Annotated in this window: 21 protein-coding genes; 12 read left to right on the top strand and 9 right to left on the bottom strand. The window is 72.9% G+C overall.

Annotation, left to right across the window (positions count from 1 at the left end; all coding sequences use genetic code 11):
- Nucleotides 1-2: 2 nt before the first annotated feature.
- The 3 genes from PV364_RS32750 (at nt 3) to PV364_RS32740 (ending at nt 4,137) form a co-directional block, all read left to right on the top strand.
- Entirely contained in the window at nt 3-839 is an 837-nt protein-coding gene (locus PV364_RS32750; protein WP_319664184.1) for an MOSC domain-containing protein, read from the top strand.
- Between the two features lie 148 nt (nt 840-987).
- Nucleotides 988-1,593 carry a hypothetical protein gene (locus PV364_RS32745; RefSeq protein WP_319664183.1) on the top strand — a complete coding sequence of 202 codons (606 nt, stop codon included), beginning with the start codon at nt 988-990 and terminating at the stop codon, nt 1,591-1,593.
- A 111-nt stretch (nt 1,594-1,704) separates the two neighbouring features.
- Nucleotides 1,705-4,137: a right-handed parallel beta-helix repeat-containing protein gene (locus PV364_RS32740; RefSeq protein ID WP_319664182.1), complete on the top strand. Its 2,433-nt coding sequence runs from the start codon at nt 1,705-1,707 to the stop codon at nt 4,135-4,137.
- Here PV364_RS32740 and PV364_RS32735 read toward each other — a convergent pair.
- Complete coding sequence (locus PV364_RS32735; protein WP_319664181.1) at nt 4,107-6,413, bottom strand: hypothetical protein; 2,307 nt, start codon at nt 6,411-6,413, stop codon at nt 4,107-4,109. The two genes, PV364_RS32740 and PV364_RS32735, sit on opposite strands and share 31 nt — an antisense overlap.
- Nucleotides 6,414-6,696: 283 nt before the next feature.
- On the opposite strand from PV364_RS32735, the gene PV364_RS32730 reads away from it, so the two are divergent.
- Complete coding sequence (locus tag PV364_RS32730; RefSeq protein ID WP_319664180.1) at nt 6,697-7,569, top strand: DeoR/GlpR family DNA-binding transcription regulator; 873 nt, start codon at nt 6,697-6,699, stop codon at nt 7,567-7,569.
- Nucleotides 7,570-7,834: 265 nt separating this feature from the next.
- Here PV364_RS32730 and PV364_RS32725 read toward each other — a convergent pair whose 3' ends face one another.
- The 3 genes from PV364_RS32725 to PV364_RS32715 form a co-directional block, all read right to left on the bottom strand.
- Nucleotides 7,835-8,173: a hypothetical protein gene (locus PV364_RS32725; RefSeq protein WP_319664179.1), complete on the bottom strand. Its 339-nt coding sequence runs from the start codon at nt 8,171-8,173 to the stop codon at nt 7,835-7,837.
- A 136-nt stretch (nt 8,174-8,309) separates the two neighbouring features.
- Complete coding sequence (locus PV364_RS32720; RefSeq protein WP_319664178.1) at nt 8,310-9,692, bottom strand: hypothetical protein; 1,383 nt, start codon at nt 9,690-9,692, stop codon at nt 8,310-8,312.
- A 92-nt stretch (nt 9,693-9,784) separates the two neighbouring features.
- Nucleotides 9,785-10,936, bottom strand: a complete 1,152-nt coding sequence (locus tag PV364_RS32715) for a PLP-dependent cysteine synthase family protein (protein WP_319664263.1) — start codon at nt 10,934-10,936, stop codon at nt 9,785-9,787.
- A gap of 112 nt (nt 10,937-11,048) precedes the next feature.
- On the opposite strand from PV364_RS32715, the gene PV364_RS32710 reads away from it, so the two are divergent.
- Entirely contained in the window at nt 11,049-11,360 is a 312-nt protein-coding gene (locus tag PV364_RS32710) for a hypothetical protein (RefSeq protein ID WP_319664177.1), read from the top strand.
- A gap of 202 nt (nt 11,361-11,562) precedes the next feature.
- Nucleotides 11,563-12,114, top strand: a complete 552-nt coding sequence (locus PV364_RS32705) for an ATP-binding protein (protein WP_319664176.1) — start codon at nt 11,563-11,565, stop codon at nt 12,112-12,114.
- Nucleotides 12,115-12,181: 67 nt separating this feature from the next.
- On the opposite strand, the gene PV364_RS32700 is transcribed toward PV364_RS32705, so the two are convergent.
- The 3 genes from PV364_RS32700 to PV364_RS32690 are packed head-to-tail and all read right to left on the bottom strand — an operon-like array spanning nt 12,182 to nt 15,818.
- On the bottom strand, nt 12,182-14,749 hold the full coding sequence (locus PV364_RS32700) for an ABC transporter permease (protein WP_319664175.1): 2,568 nt from the start codon (nt 14,747-14,749) through the stop codon (nt 12,182-12,184).
- The gene (locus PV364_RS32695; RefSeq protein ID WP_319664174.1) at nt 14,746-15,516 is read right to left on the bottom strand and encodes an ABC transporter ATP-binding protein; all 771 of its coding nucleotides are present in this window, start codon (nt 15,514-15,516) and stop codon (nt 14,746-14,748) included. The genes PV364_RS32700 and PV364_RS32695 overlap by 4 nt, the downstream gene beginning before the upstream one ends.
- Complete coding sequence (locus PV364_RS32690) at nt 15,513-15,818, bottom strand: SHOCT domain-containing protein (protein WP_319664172.1); 306 nt, start codon at nt 15,816-15,818, stop codon at nt 15,513-15,515. Before PV364_RS32690 ends, PV364_RS32695 begins: the two co-directional genes overlap by 4 nt.
- Before the next feature lie 236 nt (nt 15,819-16,054).
- Between PV364_RS32690 and PV364_RS32685 the strand changes: the two genes are divergently transcribed.
- Entirely contained in the window at nt 16,055-16,864 is an 810-nt protein-coding gene (locus PV364_RS32685; protein ID WP_319664171.1) for a DUF2797 domain-containing protein, read from the top strand.
- Between the two features lie 14 nt (nt 16,865-16,878).
- Here the strand turns inward: PV364_RS32685 and PV364_RS32680 are convergent, their stop codons facing one another.
- A complete protein-coding gene (locus tag PV364_RS32680) occupies nt 16,879-18,102 on the bottom strand; it encodes an ROK family protein (protein WP_319664170.1) in 1,224 nt (407 codons plus the stop codon).
- A gap of 17 nt (nt 18,103-18,119) precedes the next feature.
- Here PV364_RS32680 and PV364_RS32675 point away from each other — a divergent pair, with 17 nt between their 5' ends.
- The 4 genes from PV364_RS32675 to PV364_RS32660 all read left to right on the top strand — a co-directional run bounded on the left by PV364_RS32675 (nt 18,120) and on the right by PV364_RS32660 (nt 21,134).
- The gene (locus PV364_RS32675; RefSeq protein WP_319664169.1) at nt 18,120-19,373 is read left to right on the top strand and encodes an MFS transporter; all 1,254 of its coding nucleotides are present in this window, start codon (nt 18,120-18,122) and stop codon (nt 19,371-19,373) included.
- A gap of 84 nt (nt 19,374-19,457) precedes the next feature.
- Entirely contained in the window at nt 19,458-19,814 is a 357-nt protein-coding gene (locus PV364_RS32670) for an SCO4225 family membrane protein (RefSeq protein ID WP_319664167.1), read from the top strand.
- Between the two features lie 48 nt (nt 19,815-19,862).
- Complete coding sequence (locus PV364_RS32665; protein WP_319664166.1) at nt 19,863-20,609, top strand: maleylpyruvate isomerase family mycothiol-dependent enzyme; 747 nt, start codon at nt 19,863-19,865, stop codon at nt 20,607-20,609.
- Nucleotides 20,610-20,717: 108 nt separating this feature from the next.
- Nucleotides 20,718-21,134: a DUF4442 domain-containing protein gene (locus PV364_RS32660; RefSeq protein ID WP_319664165.1), complete on the top strand. Its 417-nt coding sequence runs from the start codon at nt 20,718-20,720 to the stop codon at nt 21,132-21,134.
- 35 nt (nt 21,135-21,169) lie between these two features.
- On the opposite strand, the gene PV364_RS32655 is transcribed toward PV364_RS32660, so the two are convergent.
- Nucleotides 21,170-21,562, bottom strand: a complete 393-nt coding sequence (locus PV364_RS32655) for a MarR family transcriptional regulator (protein ID WP_319664164.1) — start codon at nt 21,560-21,562, stop codon at nt 21,170-21,172.
- 86 nt (nt 21,563-21,648) lie between these two features.
- Between PV364_RS32655 and PV364_RS32650 the strand changes: the two genes are divergently transcribed.
- Nucleotides 21,649-23,142 carry an MFS transporter gene (locus PV364_RS32650; protein ID WP_319664163.1) on the top strand — a complete coding sequence of 498 codons (1,494 nt, stop codon included), beginning with the start codon at nt 21,649-21,651 and terminating at the stop codon, nt 23,140-23,142.
- Nucleotides 23,143-23,184: the final 42 nt, after the last annotated feature.

The raw sequence follows: 23,184 nt of genomic DNA, 5'->3' as shown, positions 1-23,184 counted from the left end.
GCATGACGACGCCGACGCCGCCACCACGCCTGAGCGCGCTGCACGTCTACCCGGTCAAGTCGGCCGGGGGCGTGCCGCTGTCCCGGGCGACGGTGGAGCCGTGGGGGCTCGCCGGGGACCGCCGGTGGATGCTCGTGGACGCTGCGGGGAAGTTCGTCACGCAGCGGGAGCAGCCCCGGCTGGCTCTGGCACGCGCGGAGTCGCTGCCGCACGGCGGGTTGCTGCTGCATGCCCCGGGGCAGGACCCGCTGGTCGTGGACGTGCCCACCCCGGGGGTGACCGCTCCGGTGACGATCTGGCGCGACAAGGTGGAGGCCGTGACCGCGGGGGTCGAGGCCGGCGCCTGGTTCGGCGCCTACCTGGGCAGGGAGGTCGCCCTTGTCCACCTCGACGACCCGGCCCGCAGACGACCGGTCGACCCAAACTTCGGCCGCCCCGGGGAGACGGTGAGTTTCGCGGACGGGTTTCCGCTGCTGCTGACCACGCAGGCGTCGCTGGACGCCCTCAATGCGCTGATCGCCGAAGGCGATCACGCGGAGGAGGGGCCGGTCCCGATGAACCGGTTCCGCCCCAACGCCGTCCTTACGGGTACGGAGGCATGGGCCGAGGACACATGGCGGCGTATCCGTATCGGGGAAGTCGAATTCCGCGTCGCGAAACCGTGCGGGCGCTGTGTGGTCACCACGACCGACCAGCGGACCGCGGAGCGCGGCAAGGAACCCCTGCGGTCGCTCGCCCGGCACCGCAGGATCGGCGCGGGCCTGGTGTTCGGACAGAATGTCGTGCCCCTCGGGACCGGAACACTGCGGGTCGGCGACGCGTTGTTCATCATGGAGTGATGCGCGTCACGTGGTTGCGGCGCTGTCCGGGGATGCGTGCGGACCGGCTGCGGACGGACTGAGGGTGATATGGCTCTCTCCGACCCATCCGGTGCCGTGCAAGTCCCGTGCCATGTGCGGTACTTGGACGGTGAAGGAGTGCGGTGCGATGGCCAGGAGCGTGCTGGCATGGCGGTGGCGGCGCAATCCGCTGCGCCGCCGGTCGGATGTCTTCGAGGCCTGGGCGGGGCTCACCACCGCCTGCGTGATCGCCTTGGGCGCGCCCGCCGCGGGCTGGGCCGCGGGCGCCACCGTCGGCAGCACGTTGCGGGAGACCGTCCGCGCCGAGCACGCGCAGCGGACCCAGCGTCCCGCCGTGGTCCTCAGGGCCGGTCCCCGCGAAGTGTCCGACAGCGACCCGGAGACCGGCCAGGTGCGCGAGGAGCGCCGCCTCGCCGTCGTCCGCTGGACCGCCGACGACGGCCGGTCCCACACCGCGAACGTGCTGATCTCGGCCGACCGGGGCAAGGGCGACCGCATCAGCCTTTGGACCGACCGGGCCGGGCGGGCACCGGCTCCCGCCCCTCTGGACCCCGGGACCGCGGACACCCATGCGACGCTCGCCGGGATCGGCACCTTCCTCGCCGCGTGCGTGCTGGGGCTCATGGCACGCCAGTCACTCATGTGGCACCTGATGCGACGGCGCCTCGCGGAGTGGGAGCGGGAGTGGGCCGCCGCCGGACAGAGCTGGGGCCGGGCCGGCGCCGGCGGCTGACGCATCCGCCAGGTGATCCATCTCCATCTCGGTGCTGACGGGCACCCGGCGCACGCTACCGTGGAGGCCCCCAGGTCGGCGCAGCGCAAGAGGACGGGGCACAGCATCTCCATGGCACAAGGCGTGGTTCAGGTGACGCATACCAGCAGCTCACGGTGGCGCCGCCGCACGGGAGAGTACGAAAGCCTGGCCGCCGCCCTGGAAGCGGCCGCCGACGGCGACGTGCTGTCGATCAACCCCGGCACCTACCGGGAAAACCTCGTCGTGGAGAAGGCCATAACGCTGCGCGGAGCCGAGGGCGCCGGATCGGTGCGCATCGCCCCGCCCTCGGGTGTCGCGCTCACCGTGTGCGCGTCGGCGACCGTCCAGGACCTGTCGGTCGAGGGCCAGGACATCTCCGCGGCCGCCCTGCTGATCGAGGGCTCCGCCGCTCCCGAACTGTCCGGACTGCGCGTCAGCACCCGTTCCGCGGTGGGCATAGAGGTGCGCGGCGGCGCCCGCCCCACGGTGCGCCGCTGCACGGTGGACAATCCCGCCGGGCTCGGCATCAGCGTCCTGGATGCCTCGGGCGGGCTCTTCGAGGACTGCGAGGTCGTCGCGGCCGGCCAGAGCGGCGTCTCCGTGCGCGGTGGGGCGTCCCCCCGGCTGGAGCGCTGCAGGATCCGCAACACTTCCGGCGCCGGGCTGGCCCTCACCGGGGAGGGGACCACCGCGGAGGCGATCGGCTGCGAGATCTACGAGGTCAAGGGCACGGGCGTGCAGGTCGCGTCCCGCGCGGCCGGGCACCTGACCGACTGCCAGGTGCACCGCACCACGGGCGACGGCATCACGCTGGACACCGACGCCGTGCTGACCCTCTCCGACTGCGACATCCACGACATCCCCGAGAACGCGATCGATCTGCGCTCGCGCTCGGTGCTCACCCTCACCCGCACCGCGGTGCGCCGATTCGGCCGCAACGGCCTGTCCGTCTGGGACCCGGGCACCCGCGCCGACGCCAACCAGTGCGAGATCCACGACAGTCAGGGCGACTACCCCGCGGTCTGGGTGAGCGACGGCGCCGCGGCCGTCCTCGAGTCCTGCCGCGTCCACGACGTGCCCGACGCCCTGTTCGTCCTGGACCGGGGTTCGCGCGCCGACGTCGTCGACAGCGACATCACCCAGGTGCGCAACACCGCCGTCTCGGTCAGCGACGGCGCCACCGTGCAGCTCGACGACTGCCGGATCCGCGAGGCCTCCACCGGCGCCTGGTTCCGCGACCACGGCAGCGGCGGGACCCTCTCCGGCTGCACCGTGGACGACACCGCCACGGGCGTCATCGTGACCAAGGGCGCCGACCCCTCCATCGACCGCTGCGTCGTCACCAACCCCGCGGAAGCCGGCTTCTACGTCTCCGCGGGCGGCCGCGGCACCTTCACCGGGTGCCGGGTCACGGGCAGCCGCGGCTACGGCTTCCACATCATCGACGGGTGCCGCTCCACCCTCACCCGCTGCCGCACCGAACGTTGCGCACGCGGCGGTTACGAGTTCGCCGAGCCGGGCCCGGTCACCGAGGACTGCACGGGCGACCAGAGCGGCGAGATCGGGACCACCGGCGAAACCCCCTCCTCCGCCTCGCCCGCGCCCGAACGGCAGCCCGCGACACAGTCCTTCGGGCTGCTCGGCGGTGTGCCGGTGAAGCCCACCTTCACCACGCCCGCGTCCTCGGCGCCCGCGGCGCCGGCTCCCGACAGCCGGCCCTCCGAGGAGGTGCTGGGCGAACTCGACGCCCTGGTCGGCCTGGACAGCGTCAAGCGCGAGGTGCGCTCGCTCATCGACCTGATCGCCGTGGGCCGTCGACGTCAGAAGGCCGGGCTCAAGGCGCCCTCGCCGCGCCGGCACCTGGTCTTCACCGGCTCCCCCGGCACCGGCAAGACCACCGTCGCCCGTCTCTACGGGGAGATCCTGGCCGCGCTCGGCGTCCTGGAACGCGGCCACCTGGTCGAGGTCGCCCGCGTCGACCTGGTCGGCGAGCACATCGGCTCCACCGCGATCCGCACGCAGGAGGCCTTCGACCGGGCGCGCGGCGGTGTGCTGTTCATCGACGAGGCCTACGCGCTGGCCCCCGAGGACTCCGGGCGCGACTTCGGGCGCGAGGCGATCGACACCCTGGTCAAGCTGATGGAGGACCACCGGGAAGCGGTGGTGGTGATCGTGGCCGGCTATACGGCCGAGATGGAGCACTTCCTGTCCGCCAACCCGGGTGTCGCCTCCCGCTTCTCCCGCACCATCACCTTTGACGACTACACCCCGGTCGAGCTCCTGCGCATTGTGCAGGCGCAGGCGGAGGAGCACGAGTACCAGCTCGCCGACGATGCCGCCGAGGCGCTCTACAAGTACTTCACCGCCATCCCCAAGGGCCCGGCGTTCGGCAACGGACGTACCGCGCGGCAGACCTTCGAGGCCATGGTGGAGCGCCACGCGGGCCGCCTCGCCCAGGTGAGCGAGCCGAGCCATGAGGAACTGCAGCTTCTCTACCCGGAGGATTTGCCGCCGCTGCCCTGAGCCTGTGCGGGCACGACCTCCTTCCGGTGCTCCGAGACCCACGCGAGCAGTGCGCCGCGCTCCGCCGCGAAGGCGGGGTCGGCCTGGTAGTCGAAGTGCGTCAGCAGCGGTGCCGGCAGCGGATGTTGCTCGGTCCGCCCGTACGCCGCCGGGTCCGGCAACGGCCCGCGGTCGACCGGCGGCCCGGATTCGTCCAGATGGACCGGGCCCCCGATCGGGTCGGTACTGCGCCACAGGTTCCGCCATGCCTGGAGGTCCCGGTGGAGGGCGGTCAGCGCCCCGGGCCCGAAGTACGCGGGGAACCAGCGCCCGTACAGCCGGGACAGCGGCGAGCCGTAGGTCAGCAGGGCTATGCGGCCCCTGGTCGCCGGATCGAGCTGCCACACCGCGGCCGCGGCCAGCACGCTGCCCTGCGAGTGCCCGGAGAGGATGATCGGGCCGCGATGCGCCGCGGTCCAGGTCGTCATGCGCCAGGTGAGGTCGGGGACGGCGCGTTCGGCGTAGCACGGCGGGGAGAAGGGGTGTGCCGCGCGCGGCCAGAAAGTGCCGACGTCCCACAGGATCCCGATCGTCCGCCGGGCCCCCGCGTCGCGATAGGCCCTGCGGCCCAGTGCGATCAGTGCCACCACGCCCGCACCCACCAGCCAGGAACCCAGGGCCTGGGCGGTCTGCGCGGCCGTGCGCACCACCGCGGGCGCTCCGTCGCTCGCCTCGCCCGGCACCGCGTCGCTCAGCCATGCCCCGGCGAGCGCGCCCGCGCCGAGCAGGAAGGACACCACTCCGGTGACACCGATGAACACCGATGCCTGATCGGTGAGTTCGGCCCGTGCGCGGGCCATGGCGATCTGCCGGGTGCGGGCCGGCTCGTGCTCCTCACCCGGATAGTCCGCCTCGACCGAGGGCATCAACTCCCGCGCACGGCGCCACAGCCGCCGCAGCCGCAGCACGACGACCACGGTGAGTACGAGCAGCAGCACCGGAATGACCGCCGCCTGCCAGGAGAGCAGCACCGGTGGTCCGGCCACCGTGCTGCCCGCGGCGCCCGGCATCCCGCCCCGGTCCAGCCAGTCCGCCACGCGCTGGGCGACGCCTCCGCTGAGCACACCGCCGAGGGCGCAGGCCAGCAGTGCCACAACGGGGCCCGCCAGTCCGCTCAGTTCCCCCGGCCCGCCTCCGACCCGGTACATCCGGTGGGCGACCGCGCCGAGGACGGCCAGCAGTAACACCTGGAGCAACGCGATCCAGGCGAAGGCGTCCCCGACGGGGAGCCTGCCGACGGAGACCCAGCCCGGACGGTGCCAGCACGCGTACAGGGCGGCGGTCAGGAGCGCGGCGGCCGTGCCACCCATCATCGCCCGGGCCAGCCGGGGGTCCAGCGCCTCGTCCGGCGCGTGCTCGCTGCGGCCCATCCCGCAGGTCACAGCGACCACAGCCACGGTCAGCCCGGCCAGACCCCCGGTGAGCAGCCATCCCAGGACCGCGAGAACCGCGCCGCCCCGCGGCGCCGTGTCGTGCTGCAGTGCGGGCACGACGAGCGCGACCGCCACCGTGAGCAGCCCGGCCGCGGTGTGCGCGGCCCGCAGCCGCGCCACCAGCCGCCGCCCGTACCAGAAGCCGCGCCGCGACAGCGGGGTGGCGTCCCCGGTCGCCGGTGGGGCCTGGGCCGTCGGCGGGACCGGCAGCGGGCGCTGGGACTCGTACGCGTACCAGGTGTGCCGGGAGAGCCACCAGAGCAGGAGAGTGAGACCGACCGGCAGCGCGGCGCCCGCGGCGACGCGACGCCCCGGCTCTCCGCCGGCGAGGAACGTCAGCCAGCTCTTCCCGCCCACGCACGCCGCGTTGCCCGCGCACTGCCAGGCCACCAGATCCATCGCGACCTCGCACGCCGCGGCCACCAGCAGCACGGTGAGCGAGAGCGCGAGCAGCCGCACCAGCACGTCGTAGGCCCGGTCCAGCCGGCCGCGGCCGACCGGTGGACGCATCCAGTGGGCGAGATTGGCGACCATGAACGGGAGCAGCAGCAGCCACAGGGCGCGACTGCCGTCCCCCGAGGTCAGATTGCACCATGAATAGGCGTCGGGCACAGGGGCGCCCGCGTAGTCGCCGGGGCGGCCCTCGGCGTCGGCGTCGTCGGCGCGGCGGTATATCCCGGCGGTGTCGTCGCCGCAGACCCGCGTGATCCGTGGGTCGTTGAGCATGGTCTGCGGGGTCGTGCCCCCGACGCCGTGCACCAGCAGTTCGAGCGAGAGCTCGGCTTGTACCGCATCCGACCGCATGGCGATCGCCTCCCCGTACTTTCACGTACTTTTCCGTACTTTCCCCGTCATGCGTGTACGGCAACGCGCGTACTCAGAATCGGGCACGCGTACGTGAATTGGACAGGGGTATGTCCCGATCCCACCCGATCGGGTTACGCGCGTTGTGTGTGTGACCCATCACGCCGAGCGACTCGCCCCCACGCATCGGCGGGCCGGCGTGGAAGGATGGCGAGTCCGCCGGTGCCTGGACAGGACAGGTACAGGACGGCGCGGGACGTCGGAGGATGGGACGGGACCTCGGGTGAGCGACAACCAGAACCTGCTCGCGGAACAGCGGCGCGCGCTGATCCTGGACGAGGTCCGGCGCCGCGGCGGGGTCCGGGTCAACGAACTGACCCGGAAACTCAACGTCTCCGACATGACCGTCCGCCGCGATCTCGACGCCCTCGCCCGTCAGGGCGTGGTGGAGAAGGTGCACGGCGGCGCCGTCCCCGTCGCGCCCGCCAGCAGCCACGAGCCGGGATTCGAGGCCAAGGCCGGGCTGGAGCTCGGGGCCAAGGAGGCCATCGCGCGGGCGGCGGCCCGGCTGGTCGTGCCAGGCAGCGCCATCGCGCTCTCGGGCGGTACGACCACGTACGCACTGGCGCACCATCTGCTCGACGTGCCCGACCTCACCGTCGTCACCAACTCGGTGCGCGTCGCCGATGTCTTCCACTCCGCCGCCCGCGGCGCCGGTACGGCGGGCGGCGCGGGTCGCGAGGGCGCCGCGACCGTCGTGCTCACCGGAGGTGTGCGCACGCCCTCCGACTCACTGGTCGGCCCCGTCGCCGACCAGGCGATCGGCTCGCTCCACTTCGACCTGCTCTTCCTCGGGGTGCACGGCATCTCCGTCGAGGCAGGCCTGTCGACGCCCAACCTCGCCGAGGCGGAGACCAACCGCCGCTTCGTGCGCTCCGCGCGCCGGGTGGTCGTGATCGCCGACCACACCAAGTGGGGCACGGTGGGCCTGAGCTCGTTCGCGACTCTGGAGGACGTGGACACCCTGGTCACCGACGCAGGCATCCCCGAGGTGCTGCGCGCCGAGATCTCCGAGCATCTTTCCCACCTGATCGTCGCGGGCGACCCGGAGGGTCCCGACCGTGCGGCCGCGGAAACCCACGCCGCGGACGGCTGAGGGATCGCCGAGCGAACGTCGACGGCGGCCGCTACCGGCCGAGGTGGCCCTTCGGCGCCGCCTCAGATCGGTGAGGACTCCGGCACCCCGGCCCGGGCCCGTGCCCGACACGATTCCCGCGCGGCCCTCCACGTGGCGCTCGGCGCGAGACCCCGGGAACGGGAAGCCGACCCCCGGTCTGCCGGGAAAGGACTCTTCCGCCAGCGGGGCTGCGGGGCGCTCGGACTCCGACGCCGGCAGCCCCTGACCGGAGGAGTCCGCCCGGTCACCGGAACCAGGACAGCGCGGCCCCCGGGTTGAGGGCGACGAGCACGACGGCCACCGTGACCAGGACGCCGATGATGCCGAGCCCCCTGCGCCGCCTGGGACGGCGCACCTCCTCGGCGAAGGGGTCGGGCCCGGCACGCCATGCCTCCGGCTGCGGTTGCCGCACAGCGGCCTTCGTCGCGCGGCCCCGGCGCTTGGCCTCACGCGCGGCCAGGGCGTCCTGCTGCCGCAGGCGCTCGGTGACCATCCGGGCGCGGGCCGACGGCTCCTTGGGCGCGGAAGCCCTGATGGCGGCCTCCGAGTCTTCGACGAACCGGTCCCAGACGTCGTCGGGCACGGAGGGAACGTCGTCGGGGTGAGGAGGCGTGGCGGACACCGGCGCCCTTTCATGTGATCGAATGCTGAATGGTCAACACTTTGTACCGATGAGCACACGCTCCCCACAAGCGCCGACGGCAATGTTCGCCGCGGATTTACCTGTACTCCGCGAGTCTCGGACGGACACCCACCAGGACGAGCACCGCGGCAAGTCCCAGTGCCCCCAAGGGGATCGCCGGCCAGCCGTCCAGCTGCGAGCGGGCCTCGGAGGTACGGGAGGCGAAGTCGGCCTGCTGCGCCCGCGTGAGCCGCTCCAGGGTGGTGGCGAAGTCCCAGAAGTCGAATCCGACCTTTCCCCCGCCGACGTTGGTCAGGATGTCGACGGCACTGTCGAGTTCCCCCCGGGTCATGTGCGCGCGCAGCTTCTGGTCGTCGGCCCGGAAGTGGCCGTAGCGCGCGGCGACGTCGGCATAGGCGGGCCGTTCCCCGGCGGAGGCGTAGGTGCCCGGTGCCAGCAGACCGTCCAGGCGCTGCATGAGGGAGTCCAGTTCGGCACGGCGCTCCGGATCGGCGTCGTTGACCACCCAGCGGCTCTGCGCGGCGGCGGACTCGGCCGCGACGGCCCGTGCCTGTCCCAGCCGGGACCACGGCCGCAGGCCTTCGGACACTCCCGCCTCCACATCGCCGGCGGAGGAGGTGAAGGACACCACCCCGGCGACGGTGACGGCCAGGGCGGCGACGGTCGCGACCACGAGCGCCGGGTTGAACAGGCGGCGGTGGCGGCGGGCCAGGTCGCGCTGCCACCACAGCAGGACGAGCACGGTGACCAGGCCCAGTCCGCCGACGATGAGCGCGAAGCGCCGGGCCGTGTCCTTGGCCGCCCGGGCGGCGGCGGCGGCCCGCGCGTCGTAGTCCTTCGCCAGGGTGGAGGCTTCGGGAAGCAGCTGGCTGTGCATGATTTCGCCGGCTTCCGCCGAGAAGTTCAGGGCGACCCTCGGCGGGCGGCCCGCCGCGCGATCGGGCTCCTTCTCGTCAAGGTACGCGGCACGACCGCTGGCGTCGTCGTAACGTCCCAGCGCGTCCAGCAGTTCGCGCACCTGGTCGGCGTGCCCGTCGTCGCCACCCAGCTGCCGCAGCAGGTCGCTGATCTCGGCACGGCGCTCGTGGGCGGTGATGAGGGCCATCAGCCGGTTGCCGACCAGCGCGTTCCTGTCGGTGGGGTCGTAGCCGGGCACCAGTTGATTGGCCCGCTGCGCGTCCAGGTCGGCCAGCGAGAAGCGCAGTTCGGCTGCGGCGGCCGCGCGGTGCGCCGAGGAGTCGCGCAACTCCCGGGCGTCGGACCGCACGGCGAGGGCGCCGACCACCGTGGCCGCGCACAGCGCGACGAGGGCGGCCAGCGTCACGCCGGTCTGCACCAGGAGCCGCACCGGCGGCGGCATGCGCCGGCGTCCGTTCCGGGCGGCCGGCGCGGACGCCGCCCCTGCCACGACGGAGGCCGGTGGGACGACCGCCGGAGGTGCCGCCTGAGAGATCGTCATACTCGGAAACTAGGAGCGCGGCGGGAAGGGAATGCGGAACTCCGGCGGCGCTCAGGTGACCACGACGTCACAGAACCGAACGGACGTAAGCCTCAGCCCTGCCAGGCCCCCGTGGCGAGGAACGTCTCCATGGTCGCGGAGTACGGCGCGATGTCGAGCCCCTGTTCGGCCAACCACGCGTCGGAATAATACTTGTCCAGATAGCGGTCACCCGGATCGCAGATGAGGGTGACCACGCTTCCGGTGCGCCCGGCGGCGACCATCTCAGAAATGATCTTGAAGGCGCTCCAGAGCCCGGTGCCGGTGGAGCCCCCCGCCTTGCGCCCGATGGCCGCCTCCAGGGTGCGGACCGCCGCGATCGACGCGGCGTCGGGCACCTTCATCATCCGGTCGATGGCGCCGGGCACGAAGCTGGGCTCCACCCTGGGGCGGCCGATGCCCTCGATGCGCGAACCGCGTTCACAGGCGACCGCGTCGTCACCGCTCACCCAGCCGTCGAAGAAGACCGAGTTCTCGGGGTCCGCGACGCACACCAGGGTGTCCAACTGCATGTAGTGCACGTAGCGCGCGATGGTCGCGGAGGTACCGCCGGTGCCGGCCGTGGCCACGATCCACGCCGGGCAGGGGTTCCGTTCCAGCCGCAGTTGCTGGTAGATCGACTCCGCGATGTTGTTGTTGCCTCGCCAGTCCGTGGCGCGTTCGGCGTAGGTGAACTGGTCCATGTAGTGGCCGCCGGTCTCCTGCGCCAGTCGGGCGGAGACCTCGTAGACGGTCCGCGGATCGTCGACGAGGTGGCACTGCCCGCCGTGGAACTCGATGAGCCGCTGCTTCTCCCAACTCGTGGTGCGGGGGATGACCGCGATGAAGGGCACTCCGATCAGCGCCGCGAAGTACGCCTCGGACACCGCGGTCGAGCCGCTGGACGCCTCGATGACCGGCTTGCCCGGCCGGATCCAGCCGTTGCACAGGCCGTAGAGGAACAGGGAGCGGGCCAGCCGGTGCTTGAGGCTGCCGGTCGGATGGGTCGACTCGTCCTTGAGGTACAGGTCGATGCCCCATGCCTCGGGCAGCGGGAAACGCAGCAGGTGCGTGTCGGCGGAGCGGTTGGCGTCGGCCTGCACCTTGCGCACGGCGTCTTTCAGCCACGCCCGGTACGCGGGATCGGTGCGGTCCACATCGAGCGTGGACGCCGACGGCACGTCCGCCCCCGTCGCCGTACCCGCGCCCTCGTCGCCCGTCTCGATGGTGCTCACCCGCTCGCCTTCCCTCGGTCCCCGTGTGCCGATCATAGGCAGCCCCTGGTGCACGGCAGCCCCGGCCGGGCAGACTGCGATCGGACCGAGGAGGGGGATCACCGTGGCAGAGGCGGAGTTCACCGCGACGGGAGTGCGCATCGGACGGCGGCTGCGCTCGCTGACCCGCGGCGGGCAGGTTCTGATCCGCGACGGCCGGCTGGTACTGCTCACCAGCCGCGGCCGGGAGATCGACAGCGCTCCGGTGGAGGACGTGCGGGCCCTGACCACCCGCTTCGCCGTGAAGCGCCGGACCCTGGCCAGGCTCAACGGAACGGGGTATCTGCTCACTCTGCGCCAGCAGGGCGCCACTTCGGCGAGCCGTTTCATGGAGGCGCTGCACACGGCGAGGCAGAGGGTCACCAGTCGGCGCTGACCGGACCCCGCCAGGAACGGAATGGGACTCTCCGCGTACACGGAGTTGCGGACCGCATCCATCGGGGTGACCCTGTAGGGGCATCACGGAGTCACTGCAGCAGTCACTCACAGCAATCCCGCAAAGGTGTTCCCATTCCATGCGGGGCGGGGCACGGCCCCGGTCAAAGGGGCCGCGCTCTCCCGCGGAGGGAGTCGCAGCCGTGATCAGCACCGAAGGAAACCACAGGCAGTGCGCTCTGGAGCTGGAGGCACTGCCGTCCCGGATCCAGCAGGTCCGCCGTATCGTGGCCGCTCAGCTGCGGTACTGGCGGTTGCATCCCCTGATAGACCCCACCCTGGTGGGTATCACCGAACTGCTCGCGAACGTCCACCGGCACGCCCGGCCGGACAAGCGCTGCTCCGTCGAGCTGAGCTTCGCGTCGGGGTGGCTCACCATCGCCGTCTCGGACAACGATCCGCGCCTGCCGCGGGTCCGCGACTTCGAGCCGCTGGCCACCTGTGGCCGCGGCCTGGCGATGGTCGTCTCGATGAGTGACAGTTGGGGGACCGAGTCGCTGCCCGACGGCGGCAAGGTCGTGTGGTTCACACTGCGCGCGGAGACCACGGTCCCGGCACGGCAGGTCGCCGAGCCCTCGGCCGTGGCTGCGCGCAAGGTCTCGCCGCGTGCGGAGACGGCCCTGCCGGAACCGTCGGAGCGCTGGACCCCCGAGGTCGAGCGCGAGGCCGCGGACGCCGTGCCGCTGCTCGTCTGACCCGCGCGGCCGCCGCACCCCGGGCGGGGCACGGCGGCCGTGGACCACGAGGCTGTCGCCCGCGGAGTCACTCCGCGGCGATGGCCCGCAGCACGTCCAGGCGGGCGGCCCGACGGGCCGGACGCCAGCCGGCCAGTACGCCGGCGACCAGCCCTACCAGCAGGACGACGGCGAGCTGCACCGGGGGCACCGCGTACGCCCCGGTGCCGGCGCTGTCGGAGGCCCGAACCAGGGCCCAGCCGAGGAAGGCGCCGAGGGCCATTCCGCCCGCGGTGCCGAAGGCGGCGACGAGCACGCTCTCCCAGCGCACCATGGCGCGCAGTTGGGCCCGGGTCTGGCCGACCGCACGCAACAACCCGAGTTCACGGGTGCGTTCGTGCACGGCGAGGGTGAGCGTGTTGGCGATGCCGAGCAGCGCGATCAGCACGGCCAGCGCCAGCAGGGCGTAGACCAGGGTGAGCATGATGTCCACCCCCGAGGCGGCGGAGTCCGCGTACTCGTCGCGGGTCTGCACCCGCGGGTTGCCGTAGCGGTCGGCCACCCTCGTGACCGCCGCTCTGCCCTGCTCCGTGGTGACGCCGCTCTTGAAGGCGACCGCGACGAGGTCGTCGGAGTCCTGCACCTTGTGCGGCGCCCAGGCGGCGCGCGAGATGACGTAGTCACCGGTGAGCCCCGCCTCCTGGTAGACCGCGCGCACCGTGAACGCCTGCCGGTCGCCGTCGGCGAAGGCGAGCACCGTGGTGCTGCCCGGAGCCCAGCCGCGCCGGTCGGCCTCGTGGCGGGAGACGGCGATGCCGTCGCGTCCCAGGGTGCCGAGCGAGCCGTCCACGGCGCCGAGGTCGAGGACGCGCAGGAGCGCTCCGGGGTCGGTGACGGTCAGCCGGCGCCCACCGCCGTCGACTTCGGCGACTCCCTTTCCGAGTCCGACCGCGGTCGCGACTTCGGGGAGCGCGGCCACCGCCGGGGCGAGTCCCGGGCTCAGCCCGTTCGCCCCCGCGCCGAAGCCAGACGCCGTCACCGCGACATCGCCCGCGAAGGTACGGGAAACGGTCCGGTCCATGGTCGCCTTGAGCGATGCGCCGAACACGGTGAACAGCGACACCACGGCGACGCCGATCATGAGAGCGGTCGCGGTGGCCGCCGTGCGCTTCGGGCTGCGCAGCGCGTTGCGTCGCGCCAGGGCGCCGGTCACACCCCGCAGCCGGGCCACCGGGACTCCCAGGACCCGTACGGCGTAGGAGGAGGCGACCGGGCCCAGCACCACGAACGCGACCAGGACCGAGGCGGCCCCCGCCGCCGCGAGCCACACATTCGGTGCGCCGGTCGCCCCCACCACCGTCAGTGCCGCACCCGCGGCGCCGAGGAACACGCCCAGCAGGGCCCGGCCCCGCGACGCGCCCGAGTGGTCCACCGCGGTCTCCCGCAGCGCGGCCAGCGGGGCGGTGCGGCCGGCGCGGACCGCCGGGACCAGCGCCGAGCCGGTGCAGACGACCAGTCCCACGGCGAACGGCACGGCCAGCGCGGCGGCATGGACGACCAGCCCGCCGTCGGGAAACGGGAAGCCCACCGCGGGGAACAGCGCCTGCAACCCGGCGGCGATGCCGATCCCGCCGAGCAGCCCGGCCAGGGACGAGGCACAGGCGACGGCGACGGCCTCCGTGAGCGTCGCGCCGACCACCTGGCGGCGGGAGGCTCCCAGCGCCCGCAGGAGCGCGTTATCCCGGGTGCGCTGGGCCACGACGATCGCGAAGGTGTTGTGGATGCTGAAGGTCGCCACCAGCAGCGCGATGCCGGCGAACACCGTGAGCAGCGTGGTGAACAGCGACAGGAAGCGGCCGGAGACCTGGTCGAGGTTCTCGTCGGTCGCCTGCTGTCCCGTGATCGCCTCCACGCCGGCGGGCAGCGTGCGCGTCACCCGGTCGGCGAGCTGCCGCTGACCGACCCCCGGCCCCGCGCGCACCTTGATGGCGGACGCCTTGCCCGGCGCGGGCATCAGATACCGCTCGGCGTCGCTCCGAGTGAGGCCGGTGAAGGTGGTCTGCCCCATGCCGTCCTCACCGCCGAACGTCGCCAGGCCGACGATCTTCACCCGCAGGGGATCCGGTGTGCGCAGCACAGTGGTGTCACCGACGCGCAGACCGCCCGCCTTGGCGGCTCCCCGGTTGACCACGGCTTCTCCGGCCGTCCTGGGGGCGCGGCCCTCGACCAGGGCGTACGGACTGAGTCCCGGGTCGTCGATCCAGTTCCCCGCGAGAGTGGGCGGACCCTGTCCTCCGATCGGGTCCCCGTCGCGGCCGATCAGCTGACCCGCGCCCTCGATGTCGGGAGCAGCGGCGGCCACGCCCGGGACGCCGCGCAGCCGGTCGGCCAGTGCGATGTCGACCGGTTCCCGTGTGCCCAGCCCCTCGCCCGGAACGGTCACGACGTCCGCGCTGCGCACGACCACCGCAGTGCCGGTGTTGGCATCGGCGAACAGAGTGCTGAAGCTCGCCTTCAGGGTGTCGCCCATGACCATGGTGCCCGCGAGGAAGGCGACGCCGAGGAAGACCGCCGCAAAGGTGCCCGCGAAGCGCCTCTTGTGGGCCCGCAGGGACGACAGGCTCAGACGCAGCGAGGCACGTGCGGTGCCGCTCATGACGCCGCTCCTTGGGCCAGCGGAAGGCCGGAAGCCGCGTCCCCGGTGCCGTCGAAGGCCTTCATCCGGTCCAGGACCTTCTGCGCGGTGGGGTCGGGCATCCGGTCCACCAGGCGCCCGTCCGCGAGGAAGACCACCTCGTCGGCGTGGCCTGCGGCGACCGCGTCGTGGGTGACCATGACGACCGTGCGGCCCATTTCGTGGACGGCCCGGCCCAGCAGCCGCAGCACCCCCTCCCCGGAGCGCGAGTCGAGGTTCCCGGTCGGCTCGTCGGCGAAGACGACGTCGGGGCGGCCGGCGAGTGCCCTGGCGACGGCCACCCGCTGCTGCTGACCGCCGGAGAGCTCGGCGGGCCGGTGCCGCAGGCGGTCGCGCAGTCCCACGACGTCGATCAGCGCGTCCACCCACTCGCCGTCGGGTCGGGCACCGGCCAGGTCCAGCGGGAGCGTGATGTTCTCCGCGACGTCGAGCGTCGGCACGAGGTTGAACGCCTGGAAGACGAACCCGATCCGTTCGCGGCGCAGCAGTGTCAACTGCCGTTCGCCCAGGGTGCCGAGTTCCGTGTCGCCGATGAAGGCGCTGCCGGAGCTGAGGGTGTCGAGACCCGCCGCGCAGTGCATGAGGGTGGACTTGCCGGAACCGGACGGCCCCATGATCGCCGTGAAGCGGCCCGCGGGGAAGTCGACGGTGACCCCGTCGAGGGCGCGGACACGGGCGTCGCCCGTCCCGTACGTCCTGACCGCGTCGACGACGCGGGCGGCGGTCATCGGTCGCTGCCCTTGGCGTTCCGGCCGAACTGTTCGTCCAGGACGGACAGACGGCGCCAGTACTCGTCCTCATCGATCTCCCCGGCGGCGAAGCGGCGGCCCAGGACCGTGAGGGGAGAGTGCTCGGTGAGCGCGGCCCTGGGGTGCCACGGCCCACGGCCGGACGTGCGCCAGAGGCTACGGCGCAGCAGGATGACACCCGCGATGACGGCCGCCCAGACCAGCGGGAAGAGCAGGACCCAGGGGCCGGGACCGCCGCCGTCCCAGTGGTCGGCGAGCGGGATCAGTGCGGTGGTGTCCATGCGGACTCATCTCCTTGGTGACGGCGGGATCGTGTGTCATCACCGAGCCTGGTCCGCGGAGCGCTCCGGGTCGTCGTACGGCCAGCGGCACTGCGGGTACCCCGCGGGGAGTACGCGGGCTGTCAGTGGCTGCGCCTAGCATGCGGATCATGTGGCGGTGCACAGGTCTGCGATGGCGGTCCGGGGGCCCGGCCTGGGCGTGGTGGCACCCGGGTCACGGCGACCGGAGCAGTCCGGTGCGCTTGGGCGACCCGCTGGCCCTCGCGGTGGAACCGGGCGCGGAACGCGCGTGCCTGGGGGTGTGGCGGGCCGGACGGTGGACGCCGTGCCCGCGGGCGCGGACGCTGCCGTCGCAGGCCCGGCGCGACCAGTGCGAGGAGTGCGCGGCGCTGGACCGCTCGCGGTCGGTGGCGGCCGACACCCGGCTGGACGACCCCCGGCCCTACGCGCTGTATCTGGCCTGGTTCGGACCCGGGTTGTGCAAGGTGGGCATCACCGCCGCCGAGCGCGGCTCAGCCCGGCTGCTCGAACAGGCCGCCGTTTGCTTCTCGTTCCTCGGCAGCGGACCGCTGATGGCGGCCCGCCGCGCGGAGTCGGTCCTCGGCACGGCCCTGGGTGTGCCCGACCGGGTGGCCGCGGCCACCAAGCGCGCGGCCCGTGATGTGCTGTCGCCGCCGGACGTACGGCACGCGGAGCTGCGGGCGGTGCGCGACGCGGCGTTCGCCGTGCCCGACTGGCGTGACACGCTGGTTCCCTGCCCCTTCGAAGTCGTCGACCACGCGGCCGTGTTCGGGCTGGAACCCGATGCGCCGCGGGCCACGGCCGCGGTCACCGGCCTCCAGCCCGGCACCGCCCTCGGCGGCACGGTGGAGGCGGTGGCGGGCGCCGACCTCTACGTCCGGGCGCCCGGGGCATCCGGCGATGTGGTGCTCCTGGACGCCCACTTGGTGTCGGGCTGGCCTCTCACGGCCGCGGCCCAGGGCCGGCCCGCCCCGCCGATGCGGCCGCTGAGCAGGGCCGACGAACCCCCCGAGCCGCTCTTCTGACCGCCGCCCCCGGCTCAGACGCCGAGCGCCGTCAGCGGGTCGTCGAGGACGGGCTGCCAGGCCAGTTCCGCCGCGCCGACCAGGCTGTTGTGGTCCAGGGCGCACGCCAGTACCGGAACGCTGCCGCTGCGTCCCCACAGGCTGCGGTCGGCGATGACGGCCCGCAGCCGTTCCGGGTCGGCGTCGAGCAGTGAGCGGTGGAGGCCGCCGAGCAGGATCCGGTCGGGGTTGAGGACGTTGACCAGACCGGCAAGGCCGAGGCCCAGGCGGTCGATCAGGCTGTGTGCGGCACGGCGGACGGCCGGGTCGTCGTACTCCTCACGGAGCAGGGTGACCGACTGCTCCAGCAGCGAGACCTCCGGCCCGGGCGCCCGCCCGGCCTCCTCCAGGAAGGCCAGCGGGTCGACCTCGACGTCGAGGCAGCCGCGGCTGCCGCAATGGCAGGCACGTCCCTCGGGGTTGACGGTGAGGTGCCCGACCTCCAGGGCGAGCCCGGAGCTTCCGGTGTGCAGCTTGCCGTGCAGCACCAGGGCGCCGCCGACGCCGCGGTGGCCGGTGGCGACGACCAGGAGGTGCTCGGCGCCGCTGCCCGCACCATGGCGGTGCTCGGCGAGCGCTGCGACATTGACGTCGTTGCCGACGAAGCACAACGGCGCTGTGCCCGCGAGCGAGATGATCCCGGCGCGGGCGACCTGCTCCCTGAAGATGTCCAACACGGGCGCGCCCGCCGGCCACTCCAGGTGCAACGGGTTGAGCGCCGTGCCCTCGGGCTCGGCGACCGCGGACGGCACGGCGAGACCGGCCCCGACGCAGACCCGCTCGTGCTCGCTCAACAGCCGCGCACCGGCCGCGACCACGTCGGCGAGCACATGCGCGGGGTCGGCGGGCACAGCCATGCTGACCGGCGCCGTGGCGACGATGTGACCGCCCAGTCCGACGAGCGCCGCCCGGAATCCGTCGGTGTGGATCTGCGCGGCCAGCACGACCGGGCCCTCGGGGTTGATCGCCAGCCGATGCGAGGGACGCCCCTGGGCCCCCACCGGACCGCCCGGCCGTGTGTCGACCTGGATCAGCCGCAACGCCTCGAGTTCGGAGGCGACGGCACCCGCGGTCGCGCGCGTCACGCCGAGTTCGGCGGTGAGCACGGCGCGGGTGGGCGCACGTCCCGTGTGCACGAGCGACAGCGCGGGGCCGAGCGCAGCCCGGCCTCTCTCCAACCTTGTCCGAGTCTGGGTCACAGTCCTATTCTCACTTTGTGCCGAGCCTAAACAAAATACGGAGCGTACTCGCAGGACAAGATCACACAACCTCCCCGGTGCCGCTCCGGCGGCTCCGCATCGCGCTGACGGCCTTCTTCGCCCTCGACGGCTTCGTCTTCGCCGGGTGGGTGGTGCGCATCCCGGCGGTCAAGGAGCAGGTGGGCGCGTCCGCCGGGGCGCTCGGCCTCGCGCTGCTCGGCGTGTCGGCGGGCGCCCTCGGCACGATGATCCCGAGCGGGTGGCTGTGCCGGCGCTTCGGCGCTGCTCCGGTGACGATCGCCACGGCCGTCGTCCTGTCACTGAGCGTGGCGCTGCCTCCGATGACCCACTCCCCTCTGGCACTGGGCCTGGTGCTGCTGCTCCTCGGCGTGGGCTTCGGCGGCATGAACGTGGCGATGAACAGTCTCGCGGTCGACCTGGTGGCCTCGTTGCGGCGCCCCATCATGCCGGGTTTCCACGCGGCGTACAGCCTCGGCGGGTTGGTCGGCGCCGGCGTGGGCGGGCCGCTGGCGGCGCACCTGACGCCCTCGCAGCACCTCCTCGGGGTCGCGGCGTTCGGCTCGGCGGCGACGGCGTTCCTCGGGCGGGCGCTCCTGGCACACCCCTTGGTACGGCCCGCGGACGGTCCGGCCGACGAGGCCGACGCGGCGGGGAACGGCGCGGGCGACACGGACGGTGCGGGGTGGTCCCGCGCACGCACCCGATGGCTGGTCGCGGTGTTCGGGCTGATCGCCCTCTGCACGGCCTACGGCGAGGGTGCCCTGGCCGAGTGGGGCCCGCTGCACCTGCAGGACGACCTGCACACCGGACCCGCCCTGGCCGCGGCGGGCTACGCGGCGGTGGCGCTCGCCATGACGGTCGGCCGCCTGTCGGGCACAGCCCTGCTGATGCGGCTCGGGCCGACCCGGGCCGTCGTCCTGGGCGGGCTGACGGCGTGCGCCGGCATGCTGGTGGCGGCGCTGGCGCCGGCGGTGTGGCTGGTACTGGCGGGATTCGCGCTGACCGGCCTCGGCCTGGCCAACATCTTCCCCGTGGCGATCGCCCGGGCCGGCGCCCTGGGCGGCCCGAGCGGTGTCGCGACGGCCTCGACCCTGGGGTACGGCGGTTTCCTGCTGGGTCCGCCGGCGATCGGCTTCCTCACCGACGCCTCCGGTCTGCCGGTCGCGCTGACCACGGTCGCCGTGCTCGCCGCGACGGCGGCCATGATCGCCGGCGCGGCACGGCGCCTCGCGGGATCCGACGGAAACTGACGCGTCATCTCCACCCATGAGGACGGCGGGGAGGGCCATGGTGGTGGTATGCCCTGTGGATCACACCCAGCCACCGGAGGAGACATGTCGATTCCCCACCGGCTCCGGGCAGTGGCCCGGTCGGTGTACCGAGAGCGCGTCTCACGCGTCTACCTGGGCCTGGTGACCGCGGCCCTGGTGTTCCTGCTCGTCGACACGGCCTTCGTCTCGCACGAGGACGCGACGTTCTCCGGGGTCTGGCTCGTGCTGTTGACCCTGCCGTGGATGCCCATGTTCTGGCGGCTGTTCGCCGCGGCCGGCGGGCAGGAGGCTGCGAACGCCGCGTACGGCTGGGGCGCTTGGTGGACGGCGGTCCTCGCGGCACTGCTGTCGGCCGTGCTGAACGCCGCGGTGCTGGGGATCATCGCTCGGGCCAGGAAGCGGCGTCCGCAACTGCACTGACCACCCCGGCGCGGGGGGGGTGTCCGACCCCGGTGCCACAATCACGCCATGGAGACCGCCGAGTTCATCGAGACGCTCCGCACAGATGGCACGTTGCTGGCCGACGCGGCGGAGCGGGCCGGCCTGGAGGGAGCCGTTCCGCCGTGCCCGGGCTGGCGGGTGCGCGACCTGGTCCTCCATCAGGGGATCGTGCACCGCTGGGCGACCCGGTTCGTCGCCGAGGGGCGGATGCGGCCGGATCCGATCACCGCCGGGACACCGGCCGGCGACGCGGAGTTGCTCGCCTGGTTCCGGGACGGGCACGAGCGTCTGGTGTCCGTACTGGAGTCGGCCCCGCCCGACATGGAGTGCTGGCACTTCCTGCGGGCCGATTCCCCGCTGGGCTTCTGGGCCCGGCGGCAGGCGCACGAGACCGCCGTGCACCGTGTCGACGCGGAGATCGCGGCGGGCCGCACGCCCACGGCCGTCGATCCCGTCTTCGCGGCCGACGGCATCGACGAGCTGCTGACCGGCTTCCATGCGCGAACGAAGAGCCGCGTACGCAACGAGATACCGGGGACGCTCCGCGTGCGCGCCGTCGACGTGCCCGCGGAGCGCGGGGACTGGCTGGCCCACGTCTCGGCAGATCCCCTCATCGTCGAGCACGCGGTCGAGGACGACGCGGACTGCACGGTGAGCGGCACCGCGGCCGACCTGTACCTCGCCCTGTGGAACCGGGCTCCGTACGAGAACCTCCAGGTCACCGGCGACACCTCGCTGCTGGCGCTGTGGCGGCGCACGGGGGCCATCACCTGACGTACGCCTGCGCAAAGCGCATTACCAGCGAGTAACTTCACGTGCTACCGTCACGCCCATGGCACGACGCTCCCTCACCCCCGCAAGCCTTCGCCGCGCGATCAACTGGTGGCCGCCCTACCTCTTCGCGGGCATCCGGTGCTCGACATCGCCGACGACTGGAGTTCGGCCCGGGTCCGGCTGCGTCTGCACCGGTTCAACCGCAACTACGTGGGCACCCACTTCGGCGGTTCGCTCTTCTCGATGGCCGACCCGTTCTGGATGCCGCTCACGATGGACCGCCTCGGCCGCGACTATTCGGTGTGGGACCGCGCCGCCGAGATCGACTTCCTCTCGCCGGGCCGGGGCGACGTGTTCGCCGACTTCAAGCTCACCGAGGACCGGCTGGACGAGATGCGCGACCTCACCGCACACGGCGACAAGGCGCTGGTGTGGTTCGAGAACGACGTGGTCGCCGACGACGGCACGGTCGTGGCGCAGGTGCGCAAGCAGCTCTACGTCCGGCGCAAGCCCGCCGCCCGCTGAACCCCGAGCACCGGCCGCACAGGACCGGCCAGCGGTCAGGACTCGCCGAGGATCCGCTCCAGGACGGCACGCTGGACCGGCCTGGCCTCCTCGTGACGCGCGCGCCCGGCGTCCGTCAGCCCCACCCGGACCCCCCGCCGGTCCTCGCTGCAGCTCCCGCGGCTGACCAGCCCTTCCTTCTCCAGCCGGCCGACCAGGCGGGACAGCGCGCTCTGGCTCAGGTGCACGCGGTCGGCGAGCTCCTGGACGCGGAAGGTGCAGCCCTCGACCACGTCGCCCTCCGCGAGGATGTCGAGCACCTCGAAGTCGCTCGCCCCGAGGCCCAGCTGGTGCAGTTCGCGGTCGAGCTCGCACGCGGTCCGCGCGTGCAGGGCAAGGACCTCCCGCCACCGCTCCACGAGCGCATGTTCACTCTTCACGCCGGTCATGGGCGCAGGATAGCAGAAATCCGCCAATCCATGTACACACATTAAATGCATTTGCATTTGATGCACATGCATGTACTGTCCTCCGCATGACCTCTCCCGACACCACCGTCCCCGGTACGGAAGGCCGCTGGAGCGCCCGCCAGTGGGGCACCCTGCTCGTGCTGTGCGCCGCGCTCTTCCTCGACGCCCTGGACGTCTCGATGGTCGGCGTGGCCCTGCCGTCGATCGCCCACGACCTCGACCTGACCACCTCGTCCCTGCAATGGGTCGTCAGCGGCTACATCCTCGGCTACGGCGGCCTGCTGCTCCTCGGAGGCCGCGCCGCCGACCTGCTCGGCCGGCGCCGGGTCTTCCTGATCGCGCTGGGCGTCTTCGCCGCCGCCTCCCTGCTGGGCGGCATCGTCGACTCCGGCGAACTGCTCATCGCCACCCGGTTCATCAAGGGCCTGAGCGCGGCCTTCACCGCCCCCGCCGGGCTGTCGATCATCACCACGACCTTCCCCGAGGGTCCCGTCCGCAACCGGGCCCTCAGCATCTACACCACCTGCGGCGCGACCGGGTTCTCCATGGGCCTGGTGCTCTCCGGACTGCTCACCGAGGTGGGCTGGCGCTGGACCATGCTGCTGCCCGCCCCGGTCGCGATCCTGGCGCTGGTCGCGGGACTGCGGCTGATCCCGTCGAGTCCGCGCGAGAAGGGCGAGGGCCGGGGCTACGACCTGCCCGGCGCCCTCACCGGGACCGCCTCGATGCTGCTGCTGGTCTACACGGTCGTCTCCGCCCCCGAGGCGGGCTGGAGTTCGGCCCGCACGCTGCTGTCGTTCGCCGCCGTCGCCGTGCTGCTCACCGCGTTCGGCGTCATCGAGCACCGCAGCAGTCACCCGCTGATCCGGCTGGGCGTGCTGCGCTCCCCGCAGCAGATCCGCGCCAACCTCGGCGGTGCCGCGTTCTTCGGCTCGTACGTGGGCTTCCAGTTCATGGTCACCCAGTACATGCAGTCCCTGCTCGGCTGGTCCGCGCTGCAGACGGCTCTGGCGTTCCTTCCCGCGGGCGCGCTGGTCGCCCTCGCCTCGACGCGCATCGGGCCGCTGGTGGACCGCTTCGGCACGCCCCGGGTGATCGCCACCGGGTTCACCCTGCTGTTCATCGGCTACGTGCTCTTCCTGCGGATCGACCTGACCCCGGACTACGCCGCCGTCATTTTGCCCTCGATGCTGCTGCTCGGCGCCGCCTGCGCGCTGGTCTTCCCGTCGCTCAACATCCAGGCCACCAACGGCGTGCGCGACGAGGAGCAGGGCATGGTCTCCGGACTCCTCAACACCTCGTTCCAGGTGGGCGGCGCGATCTTCCTGGCCGTCGTGACGGCCGCGATCACGGCAGGCGACGGGCGCGGGGCCGCCACCCCGCAGGCGGTGCTCGACAGCTTCCGGCCCGGACTGGTCGTCGTCAGCGTCATCGCGCTGGCCGGACTGCTGATCACGCTGACCGGGCTGCGCCGCCGGTCCTCGTACGGATTCGTCGTCGCCTCGTCCGACGGCACGCGGAAGGCCGCCGAGGCCGAGCGGGTCACCGTGGGCGAATGACACCCGGACCGCCGTCCGGACCCGCGCGACGAACGGGGGCGC

Source organism: Streptomyces sp. MI02-7b, from assembly GCF_033793585.1.
Taxonomy (GTDB): Bacteria; Actinomycetota; Actinomycetes; order Streptomycetales; family Streptomycetaceae; genus Actinacidiphila.
Note: the sequence above shows the minus strand (reverse complement) of the source record. Positions and strands in the feature narration are given on the sequence as shown.